The sequence below is a fragment of the Chryseobacterium formosense genome (assembly GCF_900116415.1).
GTDB classification, from domain to species: domain Bacteria; phylum Bacteroidota; class Bacteroidia; order Flavobacteriales; family Weeksellaceae; genus Chryseobacterium; species Chryseobacterium formosense.
On the sequence record NZ_FPAP01000005.1, the window covers coordinates 99,203 to 116,935 of the forward strand.

General features: G+C 35.0%; 18 protein-coding genes, 7 tRNA genes and 1 other RNA gene. 10 read left to right on the forward strand and 16 right to left on the reverse strand.

What is annotated here, in order from left to right; genetic code table 11:
- Positions 1-35 precede the first annotated feature (35 nt).
- From BM371_RS17435 to rpsU, 10 genes are all read right to left on the reverse strand, one after another.
- Positions 36-107, reverse strand: a tRNA-Thr gene (locus BM371_RS17435).
- A 40-nt stretch (positions 108-147) separates the two neighbouring features.
- A tRNA-Gly gene (locus tag BM371_RS17440) sits at positions 148-220 on the reverse strand.
- A gap of 83 nt (positions 221-303) precedes the next feature.
- A tRNA-Tyr gene (locus BM371_RS17445) sits at positions 304-384 on the reverse strand.
- A gap of 20 nt (positions 385-404) precedes the next feature.
- Positions 405-478: transfer RNA gene (locus BM371_RS17450), tRNA-Thr, on the reverse strand.
- A gap of 93 nt (positions 479-571) precedes the next feature.
- Positions 572-644, reverse strand: a tRNA-Gly gene (locus BM371_RS17455).
- Positions 645-730: 86 nt separating this feature from the next.
- Positions 731-811 (reverse strand) — tRNA-Tyr (locus BM371_RS17460).
- A gap of 20 nt (positions 812-831) precedes the next feature.
- Positions 832-905, reverse strand: a tRNA-Thr gene (locus BM371_RS17465).
- A 110-nt stretch (positions 906-1,015) separates the two neighbouring features.
- The gene (locus tag BM371_RS17470; protein WP_034679130.1) at positions 1,016-1,306 is read right to left on the reverse strand and encodes an HPF/RaiA family ribosome-associated protein; all 291 of its coding nucleotides are present in this window, start codon (positions 1,304-1,306) and stop codon (positions 1,016-1,018) included.
- Positions 1,303-2,190 (reverse strand): tyrosine-type recombinase/integrase, encoded by an 888-nt coding sequence (locus BM371_RS17475; protein WP_034679128.1) that lies wholly within the window; start codon positions 2,188-2,190, stop codon positions 1,303-1,305. Before BM371_RS17475 ends, BM371_RS17470 begins: the two co-directional genes overlap by 4 nt.
- 80 nt (positions 2,191-2,270) lie before the next feature.
- Entirely contained in the window at positions 2,271-2,468 is a 198-nt protein-coding gene (gene rpsU, locus BM371_RS17480) for a 30S ribosomal protein S21 (RefSeq protein WP_034679125.1), read from the reverse strand.
- 147 nt (positions 2,469-2,615) lie between these two features.
- Here rpsU and ssrA point away from each other — a divergent pair.
- Positions 2,616-3,017: a transfer-messenger RNA gene (ssrA, locus tag BM371_RS17485) on the forward strand.
- A gap of 134 nt (positions 3,018-3,151) precedes the next feature.
- Here the strand turns inward: ssrA and cqsA are convergent.
- A complete protein-coding gene (gene cqsA, locus BM371_RS17490) occupies positions 3,152-4,357 on the reverse strand; it encodes an alpha-hydroxyketone-type quorum-sensing autoinducer synthase (RefSeq protein ID WP_074958866.1) in 1,206 nt (401 codons plus the stop codon).
- A gap of 229 nt (positions 4,358-4,586) precedes the next feature.
- Positions 4,587-5,078, reverse strand: a complete 492-nt coding sequence (locus BM371_RS17495; protein ID WP_034679123.1) for a hypothetical protein — start codon at positions 5,076-5,078, stop codon at positions 4,587-4,589.
- Between the two features lie 327 nt (positions 5,079-5,405).
- Here BM371_RS17495 and BM371_RS17500 point away from each other — a divergent pair, with 327 nt between their 5' ends.
- The 5 genes from BM371_RS17500 to pyk are packed head-to-tail and all read left to right on the forward strand — an operon-like array spanning position 5,406 to position 9,582.
- The gene (locus BM371_RS17500; RefSeq protein ID WP_002976354.1) at positions 5,406-5,645 is read left to right on the forward strand and encodes an acyl carrier protein; all 240 of its coding nucleotides are present in this window, start codon (positions 5,406-5,408) and stop codon (positions 5,643-5,645) included.
- Positions 5,646-5,676: 31 nt separating this feature from the next.
- Positions 5,677-6,921: a beta-ketoacyl-ACP synthase II gene (gene fabF / locus BM371_RS17505; protein ID WP_034679121.1), complete on the forward strand. Its 1,245-nt coding sequence runs from the start codon at positions 5,677-5,679 to the stop codon at positions 6,919-6,921.
- A gap of 10 nt (positions 6,922-6,931) precedes the next feature.
- Positions 6,932-7,693 carry a ribonuclease III gene (gene rnc, locus BM371_RS17510; protein WP_034679119.1) on the forward strand — a complete coding sequence of 254 codons (762 nt, stop codon included), beginning with the start codon at positions 6,932-6,934 and terminating at the stop codon, positions 7,691-7,693.
- Positions 7,671-8,144: an IPExxxVDY family protein gene (locus tag BM371_RS17515; protein ID WP_034679116.1), complete on the forward strand. Its 474-nt coding sequence runs from the start codon at positions 7,671-7,673 to the stop codon at positions 8,142-8,144. Before rnc ends, BM371_RS17515 begins: the two co-directional genes overlap by 23 nt.
- A complete protein-coding gene (gene pyk, locus BM371_RS17520) occupies positions 8,137-9,582 on the forward strand; it encodes a pyruvate kinase (RefSeq protein ID WP_034679113.1) in 1,446 nt (481 codons plus the stop codon). Before BM371_RS17515 ends, pyk begins: the two co-directional genes overlap by 8 nt.
- Before the next feature lie 58 nt (positions 9,583-9,640).
- Here the strand turns inward: pyk and BM371_RS17525 are convergent, their stop codons facing one another.
- From BM371_RS17525 to hutI, 4 genes are all read right to left on the reverse strand, one after another.
- The gene (locus BM371_RS17525; RefSeq protein ID WP_034679112.1) at positions 9,641-10,933 is read right to left on the reverse strand and encodes an aldehyde dehydrogenase family protein; all 1,293 of its coding nucleotides are present in this window, start codon (positions 10,931-10,933) and stop codon (positions 9,641-9,643) included.
- 253 nt (positions 10,934-11,186) lie between these two features.
- Positions 11,187-12,101 carry a formimidoylglutamase gene (hutG, locus tag BM371_RS17530; protein WP_034679110.1) on the reverse strand — a complete coding sequence of 305 codons (915 nt, stop codon included), beginning with the start codon at positions 12,099-12,101 and terminating at the stop codon, positions 11,187-11,189.
- Positions 12,102-12,107: 6 nt separating this feature from the next.
- Positions 12,108-13,214, reverse strand: coding sequence for a DUF695 domain-containing protein (locus tag BM371_RS17535; protein WP_034679109.1), 1,107 nt, complete (start codon positions 13,212-13,214; stop codon positions 12,108-12,110).
- A gap of 1 nt (position 13,215) precedes the next feature.
- A complete protein-coding gene (hutI, locus tag BM371_RS17540; RefSeq protein WP_034679107.1) occupies positions 13,216-14,442 on the reverse strand; it encodes an imidazolonepropionase in 1,227 nt (408 codons plus the stop codon).
- Between the two features lie 276 nt (positions 14,443-14,718).
- On the opposite strand from hutI, the gene ruvB reads away from it, so the two are divergent.
- Genes ruvB through coaE form a run of 4 tightly spaced genes read left to right on the forward strand, consistent with a single transcriptional unit; the run spans position 14,719 to position 17,631 of the window.
- Entirely contained in the window at positions 14,719-15,741 is a 1,023-nt protein-coding gene (gene ruvB / locus BM371_RS17545; protein WP_034679106.1) for a Holliday junction branch migration DNA helicase RuvB, read from the forward strand.
- Position 15,742: 1 nt separating this feature from the next.
- Positions 15,743-16,099 (forward strand): hypothetical protein, encoded by a 357-nt coding sequence (locus BM371_RS17550; protein WP_034679104.1) that lies wholly within the window; start codon positions 15,743-15,745, stop codon positions 16,097-16,099.
- 20 nt (positions 16,100-16,119) lie between these two features.
- Positions 16,120-16,986, forward strand: coding sequence for an MBL fold metallo-hydrolase (locus BM371_RS17555; protein WP_034679103.1), 867 nt, complete (start codon positions 16,120-16,122; stop codon positions 16,984-16,986).
- 9 nt (positions 16,987-16,995) lie between these two features.
- A complete protein-coding gene (gene coaE / locus BM371_RS17560) occupies positions 16,996-17,631 on the forward strand; it encodes a dephospho-CoA kinase (protein WP_034679100.1) in 636 nt (211 codons plus the stop codon).
- Positions 17,632-17,733: the final 102 nt, after the last annotated feature.

The following is a 17,733-nucleotide window of genomic DNA, read 5'->3' on the forward strand; positions in this document are numbered from 1 at the left end:
ACTTACTGTAATCAGTAAGTTTGTATAAAATTATGAGCCAACTACGGGACTTGAACCCGTGACCTCTTCCTTACCAAGGAAGCACTCTACCGCTGAGCTAAGTCGGCTTAAACAAGAAAATCACACTAAAAAGCATGATTTCTGTTGAGCGGAAGACGAGGGTCGAACTCGCGACATTCAGCTTGGAAGGCTGACGCTCTACCAACTGAGCTACTTCCGCAATTTTGTTTCCAAAACTATTGGTAACGTTGTGCAAACTTAGGAAAAATCCTTTATTTATGCAACTTTTTCTAATATAAAATGTGGGGAGAGCAGGATTCGAACCTACGAAGCCGAAGCAACTGAGTTACAGTCAGTCCCATTTAGCCACTCTGGAATCTCCCCAGATATTTTATATTAAATTGAGCTTCCAGAGGGATTCGAACCCACGACCCCGAGATTACAAATCACGTGCTCTGGCCAACTGAGCTATGGAAGCAATTTAAACATTTCAACTGAGAGCTGTAAGAGAAAATCTACTCTTTTCTACATCAGTAGTAAAAAAAATCACGCCTTGAAGGTGTGAAATTTGAGCGGAAGACGAGGGTCGAACTCGCGACATTCAGCTTGGAAGGCTGACGCTCTACCAACTGAGCTACTTCCGCAATTTTGTTTCCAAAATCATTGGTAACAGTCTGCAAATTTAAAAAAATTCTTTTAAACTCGCAAGACTTTTTTTTAATATAAAATGTGGGGAGAGCAGGATTCGAACCTACGAAGCCGAAGCAACTGAGTTACAGTCAGTCCCATTTAGCCACTCTGGAATCTCCCCAGATATTTTATATTAAATTGAGCTTCCAGAGGGATTCGAACCCACGACCCCGAGATTACAAATCACGTGCTCTGGCCAACTGAGCTATGGAAGCAATTTAAACAAAAAGAATTCAAAAGATCACTGTTCCTTTTTTGCGTGTGCAAATATAGAACGGATTTTTTGAATTCTAAAACTTTTCGAGAAGTTTTTTTGCTTTTTTTATTAAGCCAATTCTTTTTTCTTGATTAACAGTTTCTTAGCAGTATCAACACATTGATCTAAACTTTCTTCAAAACTTGCGGTTGTTTTTTTTACTACGATATCATCTCCCGGCACGACCAAAATCAATTCGGTGGTTTTATTTGATTTGTCTGAATTATTTTCAACTTTCAAGAACACTTTGCATTCCTGAATTTTGTCATAAAACGTGTCTAGTTTGCTTACTTTTTTGTCAACATGTGACTCTAGTGGTTCGTGTGGAGTTAAGCCGATTGCTTGTACTGAAATCTTCATAATTCTTCTTTTTTAATTGCTCTTGGATGAGCTTGATTAAACACTTTTTTCAACTGTTCTATATTGGCATTAGTGTACACCTGTGTGCTTGCAAGACTTGAATGACCCAATATTTTTTTAACTTTTGATATCTCTGCCCCATTGTCTAAAACATGCGTCGCGAAGCTGTGTCTTAAAATATGAGGACTTCTTTTTTGTTTAGAAGTTACAAGACTAAGGTACTTATTAACTACTACATAGACAAATTTTTCCGTGAGTTTTTTTCCCTTTTTATTGACAAAAAAATACTTTTTAAATTCATCTTGTGGTACACGTACTTTAAGATAGTCTTTAAGCAGATTGCTTAAAGTTTCGGAGATCGGAATATACCTTTCTTTATTTCCTTTCCCTAAAATCTTGAGCTCGTTTCCTTCTAAGTTTACACTTTCAAATATTAAGCCACAAAGTTCAGATTTCCGGATTCCGGTTTGGTACAAAGTTTCGACAATAGACTTTTCTAAAACATCTTCTACCTCATCAAAAATTTTGGTCTGTAGAACTTCCATTTCATCCTGAGAGATAGGAATCTGCTTTTCCGGATAAAATTTTAAAGAAGAAATACTTTCAACAGGAGAAACTTTAATCTCACCAAGTTTTAAAAGAAACAAATAGAAACTACGGAGTGTAGAAAGCTTCCGGTTGACGGTACGTTTAGAAATCCCGTTCTCACTAAGCTCAACAACAAAATTGCGGATTACTTTTTTATTGGCTTTAAACAAATCTTCAGAACCTTCCGTTTTTATATAGAATGAATGAAAATCTTCCAAATCCCGTCGATAACTGGTAATTGTATGGGGTGAATACCTCTTTTCGAATTGTAAATAATCTAAAAACTTGTCTACCATACTGTAAATATAAAACAAAAAATCACTTCTTAAATATAACTATTCAAGAAGTGATTTTAGTATGTGTCTAAGAAAATTTCTTAAGCCTGCTCTTCCTTGCTTAATCCTCTTTGCTTATAAGCCGCTTTTAATCTAGCTTGTCTAAGAGTTACAGAAGGTTTGATAAACTGTTGTCTAGCTCTTAGCTGACGAACTGTACCAGTTTTGTCAAATTTTCTTTTATATTTTTTTAATGCTCTGTCGATAGACTCTCCGTCTTTTACTGGAATTATTAACATATATTACATCTCATTTTGGATTGCAAAAGTAAACGTTTTTTATTAAACCACAAAATTATCAGTACTTAAATTTCAATATTTCACAGAATATGATAAGAATATTAATTTAATTTAAACAAAAAACTCTATCTTTGTACCATTATTCATGGGGTTGACTGGTTTCGACAGCAAGACCAATGGGTAAGTAAGCATGCAGAGAACCGTAGCGCGATCTCTATAATCCCTTGCTACAAAATTTTAACTGGCAACGAAGAGTTCGCTCTTGCAGCTTAATATCGAAGTATAGTAGATCAAGCGTTTTCCCGAAGATTTCAGTAGGGAAGCAAGATATTCCACAATCGCTCTGTTCTGCGGCGTTTGATCATGGGATATAGGAATGCGGAAATAAGGTTTTAGACACTTCGGCTAAAGCTCGAAAACCTCAGAAGATAAGCTGGAAGTTGGGCGTCTGCTCTCTGCTTTCAGTCGAAAACCAATAGTAGAATAAGCATGTAGAAAGCTTATGTATTGCTTGTTTGGACGAGGGTTCGAATCCCTCCAACTCCACTTTTTAAACTAAAGAGAATTTGTAAACATTACATTTTCTCTTTTTTTATACAATTTATTTTACCACATATTAGATATTTAAAGTTCTTGCTTAAAAAAATTCAAGCAAGAACAAAATAAATCCCATATAAAAAACTTTATATTTTAAGTACCGAAAAAGCTTTTTCACAGGCCGCAGCAACATATTCGAGTTGATTAAGCTGCAATTCCGAGTGAAGAGAAAATCGCAAAACAGGTCTCTTTTTCGAAGTGGCAGGTGTGCAGAAAGGAGCTCCAAAAACCTGTTCGTTTTCTAAAATTTCTTTCAAAAGCATGATTTTGCTTTCAGAATTAGCTTTAAGGGCAATTATTTGTGACTGGCTCTCGTTTACATCTATTCCTTTTTCCTGCAAAAAACTCTTTAATTGTTTTGAATTATGATCTAATTTCAATCTCTTGTCGTTTCCTGTTTCCGAATTGATCAAATCTAGTACAGTATTTAAACTTTTAATATCAAAAGGCATTAATGCAGAACTGAATATTTGCGGTTTGGAAGTCACATTAAAGAAATCTCCGAATTCTTCCGGACATAAAATTAAGCCAGCACGTGAAGCAAAAGCTTTAGCCAGACTCGCCGTCCTAAACAAAACAACATCTGTAATTCCCAATTCTACAACGAGTCCTTTTCCATTCGGACCATGGGTTCCCAATGAATGGGACTCATCTACTACCAAAGTACAATGTTTCGTTCTAGCAATTTCTGCAATATCTGACAAAGGAGCCACACTTCCGTCGCTGCTGTACACAGAATCCACAACGATTATTCCCGCGCCATGCTCTTCAATCTTTCTTTTCAGATAGTTAATATCATTATGTAAAAAAGGGATCGCTTTGCCGTTTCCAAGACGAATACCGTTCCAGAGGCTCATGTGCGCCATCATATCAATATACACCGGAACATCCGTATCTTCTACCAACGCCTGCAAAAGACCAAGATTCGCCACATATCCTGACTGACAAAGCAAGGCTGATTCAGATTCAAAAAAAGAAGCCATTCTTTTTTCCAGAACAGCTTGAGGCGCATCACCATGAATGAAGGAAGCCGACATCAAAGGTGTTCCGGGAGTCTCATCAAATTTTTGAGTTTCAGAGTTTAGAATTTCAAAATCTCTGAACAAGTGCAGATAATCATTACTTGATAGATTAATTGAATTTTCGGAAGGAATTGCTCCACGAAGAATATGCTTTCCGTTCCATTCTTTATGCAAGCGGTTTACATAAAAGTCATCCATTTTATCTAAAAGGAAATTGGGAAATTTCTTTCGGTAGTTTTCCGAAAGAGAATGAGGGAGGTTCATTTTCATGATATGGTGTTTTAATGTTTTTTTTACAGGCTCCTTCTTTAAAAACCATTAAACATATAAATCCACCACATTATAATAAACAAGAAGAAGACTTAAAATAAGAGCAGAAATTTTACAGCTCAAATTTCAAAGCACTAAAATTAGTATTTTTTTGTTATATAAATTAACATAGTGAATTATTATTAACGATTATACTAATAAAATTTAATACATCACCAATTCTGAAATATCAGATCTTTAAACCTATTTTCTTCAAGGCAGCTTTAGTCAGAAATATTTCATCAAATCGGATAAGAGATTCTACAGTATTAAAGCCTTGAAAAATGTTTTCTGTTTTGCTGAATGACAATTCCACATTATGGTCATAGGAAGCAACAATTCTCACGACAGAAAAACCATTGTATGCAACTTTAAAATCTCCGAAAAGACACTTATCTTTTGCCTTTTGATAAGCTTTATATTCGTTAAGTTCCGTCTGATCTTCATCATCAATAATCTGATTATGGGCAAGAGATTTCCAGCTGTCAAAACTCTTAGGTTCTTTCAGAATATTTCCTGATCGATCTACAGGTACAAACATATTTAAAGCAAGTGGCAATCTGAGAAAATTTGCATAATTATTCATAAGATTAAGTGTATGAAGATCTGCATAACCTTCATGAGAATAATATTCAATCACAAAATCTATCATAGGAACAAGCTTAAGAGCAGTAGCCGACATTATTTAATGCTTAAAATTAGTCCACAAATATAGAATTTTACCTCGGCGGTTGTAACTGTAAAGGCTATTTTAAAATCAATCAAAATAACTTCAAATTATATAAACAACAATCACATGAATGCGTAAAGGCTTATTTAAAACTAAAAGAAATAACTGACTAAAAAGACCTGAAAAATTCTCCGGAATATAAATCACTGATAACGAAATAAGTATCTCAAAATATAATAAATAATAAATACTCTACCCACAAAAAAGACTAAAAAAATGTTTTATCGTAAAGAATTTTATATATTTGCACCATCTAACAATTAAAAAAAATAATTTACTATGTCAGACATTGCATCAAGAGTAAAAGCTATCATCGCTGATAAGCTTGACGTTGAAGAAACAGAAGTAACTCCTGAGGCTAGCTTCACAAATGATTTAGGAGCAGACTCACTAGATACAGTTGAGTTAATCATGGAATTTGAAAAAGAATTTAATATTCAAATCCCTGATGACCAAGCTGAAAAAATTACTACTGTAGGGCACGCTATCGCTTATATAGAAGAAGTAGTAAATAAATAATATTCTTCAACAAAGAAAATTTTAAAAGTTTATGGAATTAAAAAGAGTAGTTGTAACCGGTTTTGGCGCAATAACACCCGTCGGTAATAATGCGAATGAATACTGGGAAAGCCTTGTAAAAGGCAAGAGCGGAGCCGCTCCTATTACTCTTTTTGATGCCACAAACTTCAAAACAAGGTTCGCTTGTGAGGTGAAAAACTTCAATCCATTAGACCATTTCGATAAGAAAGAAGCTAAAAAAATGGATAGAAACACCCAGCTTGGATTGGTTGCTGCAAGAGAGGCAGTAAGTCATTCAAAAATCATGGAAGACAATGTTGATAAAAACAGAGTCGGAGTGATTTGGGGATCAGGAATTGGTGGTTTGGAGACTTTCGAAACTGAAGTTTTGGGATGGGCAAATACAGACATCCCGAGATTTAATCCTTTCTTTATTCCTAAAATGATTGCGGACATTACACCTGGTCATATTTCTATTGAATATGGTTTTCATGGTCCCAATTACACTACAGTTTCTGCTTGTGCATCATCAGCAAATGCATTAATTGATTCTAAAATGCTTATTCAGCTCGGTAAAGCAGACGTTATCGTTTGCGGGGGTTCTGAAGCTGCCGTTACGGCAAGTGGCGTTGGCGGATTTAATGCAATGATGGCACTTTCAACAAGAAACGATGATCCTACAACTGCATCAAGACCTTTCGACAAAGACAGAGATGGATTTGTTTTAGGAGAAGGAGCAGGCTGTATCATCCTTGAAGAGTACGAACACGCTGTGAAGCGTGGTGCAACAATCTATGCAGAATTATTGGGTGGCGGTATGAGTGCAGACGCACATCATATGACGGCACCTCATCCTGAAGGTTTAGGAGCTTATCTGGTAATGAAAAATTGTCTGGAAGATGCAGGATTAACTACTGATGAAGTAGATCACATCAACATGCATGGTACATCTACTCCATTAGGAGACATTGCAGAATCCAGCGCAATCTCAAAATTATTGGGTGAGCACGCTTACGACATTCAGATTAATTCTACAAAATCAATGACGGGTCACCTTTTGGGTGCAGCCGGAGTTATTGAAGCAATTGCTGCTTTAGGAACTATTATTCATGGTGTTGTTCCTCCTACCATCAACCATTTTACTGATGATGAGAACATCGACAGCAGATTGAATTTCACATTCAATGAAGCTGTAAAAAAAGATGTAAAAGTAGCCATGAGTAATACTTTTGGATTTGGTGGGCACAATGCCTGCGTTCTGTTTAAGAAAATCTAATTATTACTGAATGGAGTTACAGAAATACTTTTCTAAATTCCTTCTCAAAAAAAGAAAAAGACAACTTACGGAAAGAGACTATTTCCTGACTACAGAGCTAAATAAAATTTTAGGCACTGATGTTCAGAATATGAGTTTTTACCGCGAAGCTTTTTCAATTAAAACTTCTTCTAAAAATCAGGAAAGTAACTACGAAAGACTTGAATTTTTAGGAGATTCTGTTTTGGGTACAATTATTTCGTGCCATTTGTTTCAAACCTATCCTAAAGCTAATGAAGGATACATGACGCAGATGAAATCGAAGATTGTAAATAGGAAAAATCTCAATAAATTAGGAGAAGATTTAAAGCTTACCGATCTTTTACAAAAAAACAATTCTGTTGCCTTAGGCGAAAACATTTCAGGGAATCTCTTTGAAGCGTTAATTGGTGCAGTTTATTTAGATTTCCAATACGAAACCTGCAAAAGAATCGTTTTGGAGAGACTGCTCACGCCAACGGAAATCAACAAGCTTGAAAATAAAATTGTAAGCTACAAAGGTCTTTTGCTGGAATGGAGCCAGAAAAAGAAACTGAATATAAAGTACGAAACCTGCGAAGAAATTCAGGTAAACAAATCGATCGTTTTCCGTTGTCATGTATGGCTTGGGAATGAGAAGATTTCGAATGCCACGGAAACTTCGAAGAAAAAAGCTGAAGAAAAAGCTGCTCAGAGAGCATTTTATATTTTAAATAAAAAAGAAAATATACTTGGAAATCCAAAAACTTTATGATATTGACGATATAGAATTTGAAGATATTGCCATTGCCTTGGTAAGATTAGTAAAACATATCCCGGATCATGAGTTTTTTTTCAAAATCAATCAACACAATGATTTAAAGTTTTCAAGAATAAAAGATCTTGTTTTTCATGGGATCTATTATGATTTTTATTTTCCCAGGTTTGAAGCTTATCACAAGCATACCAAGACCTGTTTTACATTTATCTCCAACAAATCTTCAGAAAGTAATCAAAAAAAATTACAAACTGAGCTCTTCGCAGAAGAAGAAAACATTAAATTTTTATTAAATAATCATCCAGAAGTAGAATATATTCTGCATAGTTCGGAACAATTTCCTGATTTTTCCGTAATTTTGCTGGCTGAAAATCTTGCATTTCCGATTCAGGATTACAATCTGAGTTCTGAAGAAGAACTCTATCAAATAATACAGTATTATGAATAAGTATTTAAAGAAGACAAAAATTATCGCAACACTTGGGCCTGCTTCATCATCGAAGGAGGTAATGTTAGGATTGATGAGAGCGGGTGTTGACGTTTTTAGAATCAATTTTTCTCACGCAGATTACGATTTAGTTCGTTCCAATATAGAAATCATCAGAGATCTTAATAAAGAATACGGTTACTCCGTAAGCATTTTAGGAGATTTGCAGGGTCCAAAACTAAGAGTAGGTGTTGTAAAAGAAGGTTCTTACCTAAACCCGGGAGACATTCTTACATTTACCAATGAAAAAATCGAAGGAGATTCTACGAAAGTTTACATGACGTATCAGCAGTTTCCTCAGGATGTAAATGTTGGGGAAAGAATTTTGATCGACGATGGGAAACTTGTTCTTGAGGTTCTTGAAACGAATAAAATTGACACTGTAAAAGCTAAAACAATTCAGGGTGGACCTTTGAGTTCTAAAAAAGGGGTAAACCTTCCGAATACCAATGTTTCTCTTCCGGCTTTGACTGAAAAAGATATTCAGGATGCTAATTTCATGATGGATATGGAAGTAGACTGGATTGCGCTTTCATTCGTACGTCATGCACAGGATATTATTGATTTGAAAGAACTTATTTCTAAGCATAAAAATGGTAAGTTTAAAACTCCAATTATTGCGAAAATTGAAAAACCTGAAGGCGTAAAAAATATTGATCAGATTTTATTGGAATGTGACGGATTGATGGTTGCCCGTGGAGATTTGGGTGTAGAAGTTCCGATGGAAGAAGTTCCTGCGATTCAGAAAAATCTTGTCGAAAGAGCCAGATTCTACTCAAAACCTGTAATTATCGCTACACAGATGATGGAAACCATGATCAACAGTTTAACGCCAACAAGAGCTGAAGTAAATGACGTTGCCAACTCTGTATTGGACGGAGCTGATGCGGTAATGCTTTCAGGGGAAACTTCTGTAGGTAGATATCCTGTTCAGGTGGTTGAAAATATGGCAAAAATTGTGAAGAATATCGAAATGACGAATTTCTATCAGCACAAAAATGAGCCTATTGAAAAAGATTACAACTGCATCGATGAGCGTTTTATTACGAACAGAGTTTGTCTTGCAGCAGTAAGAATTGCAAAAAGTACAAATGTAGCTGCAATTGTAACTTTAACGAGTTCTGGTTATACTGCTTTCCAATTGTCGGCTCACAGACCGAATTCTCACATTATTGTTTACAGTGGAAATAAGAGAGTAATCACAATGTTGAATCTTCTTTGGGGAGTTCGTGCGTATTATTATGACATGAATAAGCCAACTGATGAAACCATCATTCAGGTAAATATGTTAACTCATAATCATGGTTACATCGAAAGCGGAGATTTCGTCATCAACATCAACGCAACACCGTCTTACGAAGGTGGAAAGACAAATACTTTGAGATTAACGACGATTTAATATTATTATCTTTGATATATAAATGAAAACTCCCGATTGAATCGGGAGTTTTTTATGTTTATTTACCTAAAATAGTTTTCGCCGTCACAAACTCTTTTAAAGCCAATAAAGAAAGCTCGGTTCCATAACCGGAAGACTTTGTACCCCCAAACGGAAAACGAGGATCAGAACTGGTCATTCTATTGATATTCACTGTTCCGGATTCAAGATTATCGATAAAAAACTGTTGACGTTCCTTATTTTTTGTCCAAACTGCATTCGACAAACCAAAAGGAATATTATTCGCCATTTCTAAAGCTTCATCATCATTTTCGGCAATCATCACCATTCCCAGAGGACCAAATAATTCTTCCTGCAAAATAGGGTTTCCTTCTTCTACTCTGATTAATCCGGGATTAAATTCATTCTCAGAGATTCTTTCCAACGGAATAATTGCTTCTGCACCATGATCTAAAGCCTTCTGATATTGTTTTTCCAGATCATCTGCCAAATCGGGTCTTGCCATTCCGCCTAATTTTGTTTCTTTTAGTTTCGGATCTCCCGGAACGTATTTTTTATATTCTTCAATAAACTTGGGAAGGAAATCAAACTCAATGTCTCTCTGAATAATAAATCTTTTAGCCGCAACACAGGTTTGTCCGCAATTCTGAAGTCTTGCCAAAGCACCAGATTTCGCAGCTTCATCAAGATCCGCATCATTCAAAACGATGAACGCATCGCTTCCACCTAGCTCAAGTAAAGATTTTTTAATGTTTTTACCAGCTGTTGCAGCCACTTCCGCTCCTGCTCTTTCACTTCCGGTAAGACTTACTCCTTTAATGGTTTTATGTTCTAAAATTTCTTTTACTTCACCATGACCAACTTCCAGATTCTGGAAAACGTCTTCAGGAAAACCTGCCTCGATAAAAACTTTTTCAATAGCGTTTCCGCTTCCGAAACAAATGGATGCATGTTTTAAAACAACTGTATTTCCAGCCAAAATTGCAGGTGTCGCAAATCTCAAAACCTGCCAGAAAGGGAAGTTCCAAGGCATTACTCCTAATATTACTCCTTTCGGGACATAATGGATTTCTGAAATTTTATATTCAGATTCTATTTTTTCCGGACTTAAAATATTCTCAGCTTCAGCATAATAATTCATCATTAAAGCACATTTCTCAACTTCAGAAATAGCCTGAGAAATAGGTTTATTCATTTCACTGGTAATGATTTCGCCAAAAATTTCAGATTTAGATTTAAAAATTTCTGCAGCTTGTGCAATGAGTTTCTGTTTTTCTTCAAACGGAACTTTCTTCCATTCCTGAAAAGCCTGATCAGCTTTTAACAGCTTGTTTTCTATTAAATTTTCCATGTTAGATTTTCCATTTTTAAAGATTCATAACAAATCTTCTGCTTTTGGATAAGCATTTTTAAGGCAACAAATATTGTTCCTTATATCATATATAATTACTGATAAATTCTATGAAATGTATTTATTTAGGCTAAAACATTTTATTTCTTTAAAATGAATTCGTTCGAATGAATCGTATTAAAAACGTTCACCAGAGTAAGGAGATTGAGCCGATCTTTAATTCAATAAATCTGCATAATCTGCTCAATTCTTACTAAATCATCAACCATTCATTCGCCAAACTCGCCGCCAATCTTGCCGTACGATCCTGAATATCAAAATGCGGATTAACTTCTGCAATATCCAAAGCAACCAGTTTTTCATTTCTAAGAATATGTTTATACAAATGCATAAAAGCTGCATCTGCAAAAATCCCGTTGTAAGCAGAAGCCGAAACTCCCGGTGCAATGGAAGCATTGAAAACATCCATACAAATCGTCATGTAAAGAACATCAACCGAATCTGCAAGTTCATTTACTCTTTCATATATCGACGGAAGGTTTTCAAAAAATAATTCATCGGCAAGAATGTATTTCATTCCGAACTGATGCGCGGTATCAAACAATTTCAAAGTATTAGAATTTCTCTGGATTCCGATATGTAAAGAATTGATTTCTCCTTCCTGAGCAATTTGCCAGAAACCTGTTCCAGAGCTTACTCTTACTCCATTTTCAGGCTGTCTGTTGTCAAAATGAGCATCAAAATTAATAATACCTATTTTCTGTTCAGGAAAGGCAATTCTTACCCCACGATAATGACCAAATGTGACTTCATGACCACCACCAAGAACCAAAGATTTACCACCTTTCAATAAAACTTTAGAAACATTTTTTGCCAGCTCATTCTGAGTATTTTCAAGATTGCCATCTTCACAGGTAATATTTCCAAAGTCGAGAAGAGAAAAATTTGGTAAAACAACAGGGAAATTCGACATATTTTTTCGGATAAGATCCGGGGCATCTTTTGCGCCCTGTCTTCCTTTATTTCTGCGAACCCCTTCATCAACGGCAAATCCGTGCAAAACGAAATCGTTCGTTGAAACCGCATCATAGTTGGTTTCCACTTTTACTCTCTGAAATATTCTGTGATAAAGTAATTCTTCACCATCCAGTCTTCCTTGCCAAATCATTTTAAATTAATTTTGATTTACATTATAACGTTCAAAACTCTGCCAATATTTATCTTTATAAATTTCAAGTGACATTTTATATTCCGGATTATCTTTAATTGCCTGTCGCAAAATTTTCGATGGTTTCCTGAAATCCTTACTAGCAAAATAACTTTCTTTTAGGTTTTCAGCGTTTTCTCTACCGATATACAGATTTCCTTCTTTAATTTTCAATGCCTCAATCATCTTTTCTTCAATATTGCTCAACTTTTCGTAGTCTTCTTTTTCGGGAAGTCCGTTGTTATTTTCACCATTATATTCAACTTTCAAAACAGAAATCCAAGGATAAGAAGCTTTGGAATCATAATTCAATAAAGAAGTATTGATTGTTGCAATCAAAGGAAGTCCGTTTTTTAAAGTTGCTTCTAAAATGGTATATTGATCTTCTTCTTCAAAGTTTTTTACATTCTTATATTTCTCTGTAAATTCTCTTTCACGCCAGGATAAAAAATCCTTCAGCTTCGAAATAGGAACAAGCTCTTTCTCAGCATCGTCTCTACCGATTACATTAAATGTGTCAATTTGTGTGGCAAAATTAAGTTCGCCTAAGAAATTGTCTAAAAAAACACAAACTCCGGTTACGCAAGCATTTTTGTTTTCTTCATTCAAACCATCGTAAACGAAAGTAATATCAATTTCATCGGGATAATTATCAATCTCATTCGAATAAAAGGAAATATTTTCCTTAGAAAAATCTCTTCCATCCATTTTGATTCCGTGGTCTAGATTCATTTCGGGCTTTAATGCAGTAAATTTCCATCGGTCAAGCTTCGGAGATTCTGCGACAAGTTCTTCTGCAAAAACAATATTTTTAATATCTCCGTCTGCAGTAATAATCAATTCTGCTATTTCGTCCTGACTCATTCCACAAAGAAAATAATATCCTTCATTAAGCAGTTTTAGCTTTGAAGCCAGTAGATCAAAGAAATCTGTTTCGATATTATTATGGTTTTTCACAACCTCAAAAAAATCTTTTTCTTTAGTCATAAACCAATCCCAGAAATCTTTATATGTTTTGATTTCTGCTCCCTCGTTTTCTTCTTTCTTTCCAAAAACTTTATCGAAAATTCCCATGCTATTTTATTTTATTCCCATCAATGTATACATTTTCGGCTTTCAGACTTCCCTGATTATACAGAACATTCTGGAAATTATTTGTTTTAAAAGTAACAAAATCTGCTTTCAGACCTTTTTTTAAACTTCCTCTGTCTTCCAGATTAAGCGCAAAAGCCGAACGGAAAGTTATTCCAGCCAAAACTTCAGCTGTTGTCAATTTTTCAAATGTCGCTAATATTGAAGCTTGCGTAATTAAATTTCCCATTGGAGCAGAACCCGGATTCCAATCGCTTGCAATCGCTACAATTGCTCCTGCATCTAATAATTTTCTTGCAGGAGTAAATTTTTCACCCAATCCTAAACTTGCACCCGGCAAAGCTGTTGCCACCGAATCTGATTTTGCTAAAAACTCAATATCTTCATCAATCGTTGCTTCCAGATGATCTGCAGATTTTGCGCCAACTTCGACTGCAATTCTTGAACTTCCCGGAGTAAACTGGTCTGCATGAACCGTAATTTCAAAACCTAATTCTTTAGTTTTAAGTAAGAATTCTTTACTTTCTTCAGGTTGAAATGCAGATTTTTCAATAAAAATATCAACTCGTTTTGCGAGGTTTTCTTCTTTTACTTTTGGTAAAATTTCTTTTAAAATATATTGTAAATACTCTTCATTACTTCCTTCAAAATCTCTCGGCTTTAAATGAGCTGAAAGACAAGTCGGAACTAATGTCGCTTTTGTCTGTTCCTGAGCTTTTTTGATGATTCGAAGCATTTTCAGTTCGTTTTCTACATCTAAACCATAACCGCTTTTTACTTCAATTGTTGTAATTCCAAGAGAAATTAAAAAATCTATTCTTTCCAATAAAGTTTTTAATAATTCTTCCTCCGAAGCATTTCTGGTATGCTGAACCGAACTCCAGATTCCTCCGCCGCTCTCAGCAATTTCAAGATATGTTTTCCCGGCATTTCGCATGGCAAAATCATTTGCACGGTTTCCGCCAAAGCAAATATGGGTGTGAGAATCTACGAAAGCTGGAAGTGCAATTTGCACTCCTTCAATCATTTCGATTTCTAAATTTTGATTTTCTGATTTTAATGTTTCAAAATTTCCGACTTGCTGGATTTTATCATTATTAATTAAAATTCCGCCATCAACAATAATTTCAAGTTGTTCGTCAGAAAGTTTTCCTCTTAACGGGAGATTGGCAAGAGTTACCACTTGCTTGAAAGGACCAATTAATCTCATTTATTTAGTTTAAAGCTAAAGTTTAGATAAAAAATAATTCTGTAACTTTTTTAATATCATTTTGCCTAGATTCCTACGGAATGACAAACGGTGCGTACTTTTTGTCATTCCTTAGGAATCTCTACATCGTTATAAACTGAACAATTTTTATCTTTAAAATTTTCTCTCTCAAAAATACTTAAAATATCTGTTGTATTCAAATGCCAACTTTTTCCTTAATCTCCCTATCAGCCTAAACCTAAATTTCCTATCTTTACGGTAAATGAAACTGAATTAATGCCTGATTTTTTACATCCAGATAAAGACAATTACTCCAACGAGGAACTTATGCAGGAGGAGCAAATTCGCCCGCAGAGTTTCAAGGATTTCGCAGGACAGAGAAAAACTTTAGAAAATCTTGAAGTTTTCGTAACCGCTGCCAAAAAACGTGGCGGTGCACTCGATCATGTTCTTTTACATGGTCCCCCAGGTTTAGGAAAAACTACTTTAGCCAATATTATTGCGAATGAACTCGGTGTAAATTGTAAGATTACATCCGGTCCTGTTTTGGATAAACCCGGAAGTTTAGCAGGTTTATTGACCAATCTTGAGGAAAATGATGTTCTTTTCATCGATGAGATCCATCGACTTTCGCCTGTTGTGGAAGAATATCTGTACTCTGCAATGGAAGATTATAAAATTGATATTATGCTTGAAACAGGCCCAAATGCGAGAAGTGTTCAGATTAGTCTGAATCCTTTTACTCTAGTAGGTGCTACGACAAGAAGCGGAATGTTGACAAAACCTATGTTGGCAAGATTCGGAATTCAGAGCAGACTGGAATATTACACAATTGAATTATTATCGATGATTATTATCAGAAGTTCAAGAGTTTTGGGCGTGAAAATTTATGAAGATGCAGCCATTGAAATTGCAAGAAGAAGCCGAGGAACTCCGAGAATTGCGAATGCGCTTTTGAGAAGAGTTCGGGATTTTGCAGAAATTAAAGGTAACGGAGAAATTGAAATTGAGATCACAAAATATGCTTTAAATTCATTAAATGTAGACGAATTTGGTCTGGACGAAATGGATAACAAAATAATGCGTGTGATGATCGAAAATTTCAAAGGAAAACCTGTAGGAATTTCGGCTTTAGCAACATCTATTGCGGAAAATCCTGAGACTTTGGAGGAAGTTTATGAACCATTTCTGATTCAGGAAGGGTTTATCATCAGAACTCCGAGAGGAAGAGAAGTGACAGATAAAGCTTATAAACATTTGAATATAGCAAGACCAAAAAATCCGGGGGAATTATTTTAATATGAAAAAAATAGGTCTTTCCATATTTTTTCTTCTCTTAACTATTGCTCCGACTTTGATCTTTAAATCTAAAGAAACAAGATTTGCAACAAATAATGAAGTAGAGATTTTAAAAAAAATTGATTCAGTAAAAATTGAAATTAGGGATGATAATTATAAAATTTCTTTAGGCAAAAAATATCTAGTTTCGAATGATAAAGTTGAAATTGAAAACTTCATTAAAAGTAATCTAAAATACATAAGAAATTCTAAAATTTATATTATCGGCAGTTCTGAAACTACATTTTCTAAAACAAAACCAATATTTGATGTATTGAAAAAATACGATTTGATGAATTTCAAATTAGTAACCAATTAAAATAAAAATCAAAATACTATATGAAACTATATCCTATACAATGTGGAAAATTTAAGCTCGACGGTGGAGCGATGTTTGGAGTCGTCCCAAAGAGTCTGTGGGAAAAAACCAATCCTGCAGACGAAAAAAATCTAATTGAACTGGGAACACGTTCTCTTCTTGTGGAAGACGGGAAAAAATTGATATTAATAGATTGCGGTCTTGGAAACAAACAGGACGATAAATTTTTCGGGCATTATTCGCTTTGGGGAGACGACAATTTAGACAAAAACTTAAAAAAATATGGTTTCGTAAGAGAAGACATCACCGATGTTTTCTTAACCCACCTTCATTTCGACCACTGCGGTGGCGCAATTGAATGGAACGATGACAAAACAGGTTACAGACCAGCATTCAAAAATGCACAGTTCTGGACGAACGAAAACCATTGGCAATGGGCTACCGAACCTAATGCAAGGGAAAAAGCGAGCTTCTTGAGGGAAAATATTATTCCGATTCAGGAGAGTGGACAACTGAACTTTTTACCACTTCCTCAAAACGGAAATTATGGGTTTGCTCCGGATCTGAAAATGGATGTAATTTTTGTTGATGGTCATACTGAAAAACAAATGCTTCCTGTACTTCAATATCAGGAAAAAACGATTGTTTTTGCGGCGGATTTAATTCCTACAGCAGGACACATTCCTCATGTGTATGTGATGGGTTATGATACAAGACCACTTTTAACTTTAGAAGAAAAAGGAAAATTTCTGAAACAATGTGTAGATAATGATTATCTGTTGTTTTTCGAGCACGATGCTCATCACGAATTGGCAAGTCTTAAAATGACTGAAAAAGGGGTAAGACTGGATGAGACTTTTAGTTTTAATGATGTTTTTGGATATTAATTTTTAATTATGGAAGAACTACATTCAGAAACCCAGAAATTAGAACCTGACCCGTTATCTGCTCCCAAAATCATTGGTTTGACAGGCGGAATAGGTTCCGGAAAAACTACTGTTGCCAAATTCATTGAAGAATGCGGATTCCCAGTGTATTACTCGGATGACAGAGCAAAAGATATTGTGAATGATAATGAGGATTTAAAGCTAAAAATCAAAGAACTTTTAGGTAATGAGGCTTATGATGAAAATGGTTTTTACAACCGAAAATTCGTTGCTGAAAAGGTTTTTAATAATAAAGATTTACTGCAAAGCTTAAACGGAATCATCCATCCGGCAGTTCGAATTGATTTTGAAGATTGGGTAAAGAAACAAAAAAAGTATCTTGTTTTTAAAGAGACTGCGTTATTGTTTGAATTAAAACTAAATCTTCAATGTTATCGTTCAGTCTTAGTTACTGCAGAGGATAATTTCAGAATTAAAAGGGTAATGGATCGTGACGGAAAGACCTACAGAGAAGTACAAGCTGTTATGGAAAAACAAATGCCTGAAAAGGACAAAATAAAACTTGCCGACTGCGTTATCTACAACAATACTAATCTTGAAGATTTAAAAGAACAAACGGAAAAAATTATCTTTGATATAGAATAAACAAAGTCCCGCTGAAAATTTCAGAGGGACTTTTGTTTTACTTAATTTTAAAAATATTGCCAAAAAATAAGCTCTCATTTCTGAGAGCTTATCTTATTTATT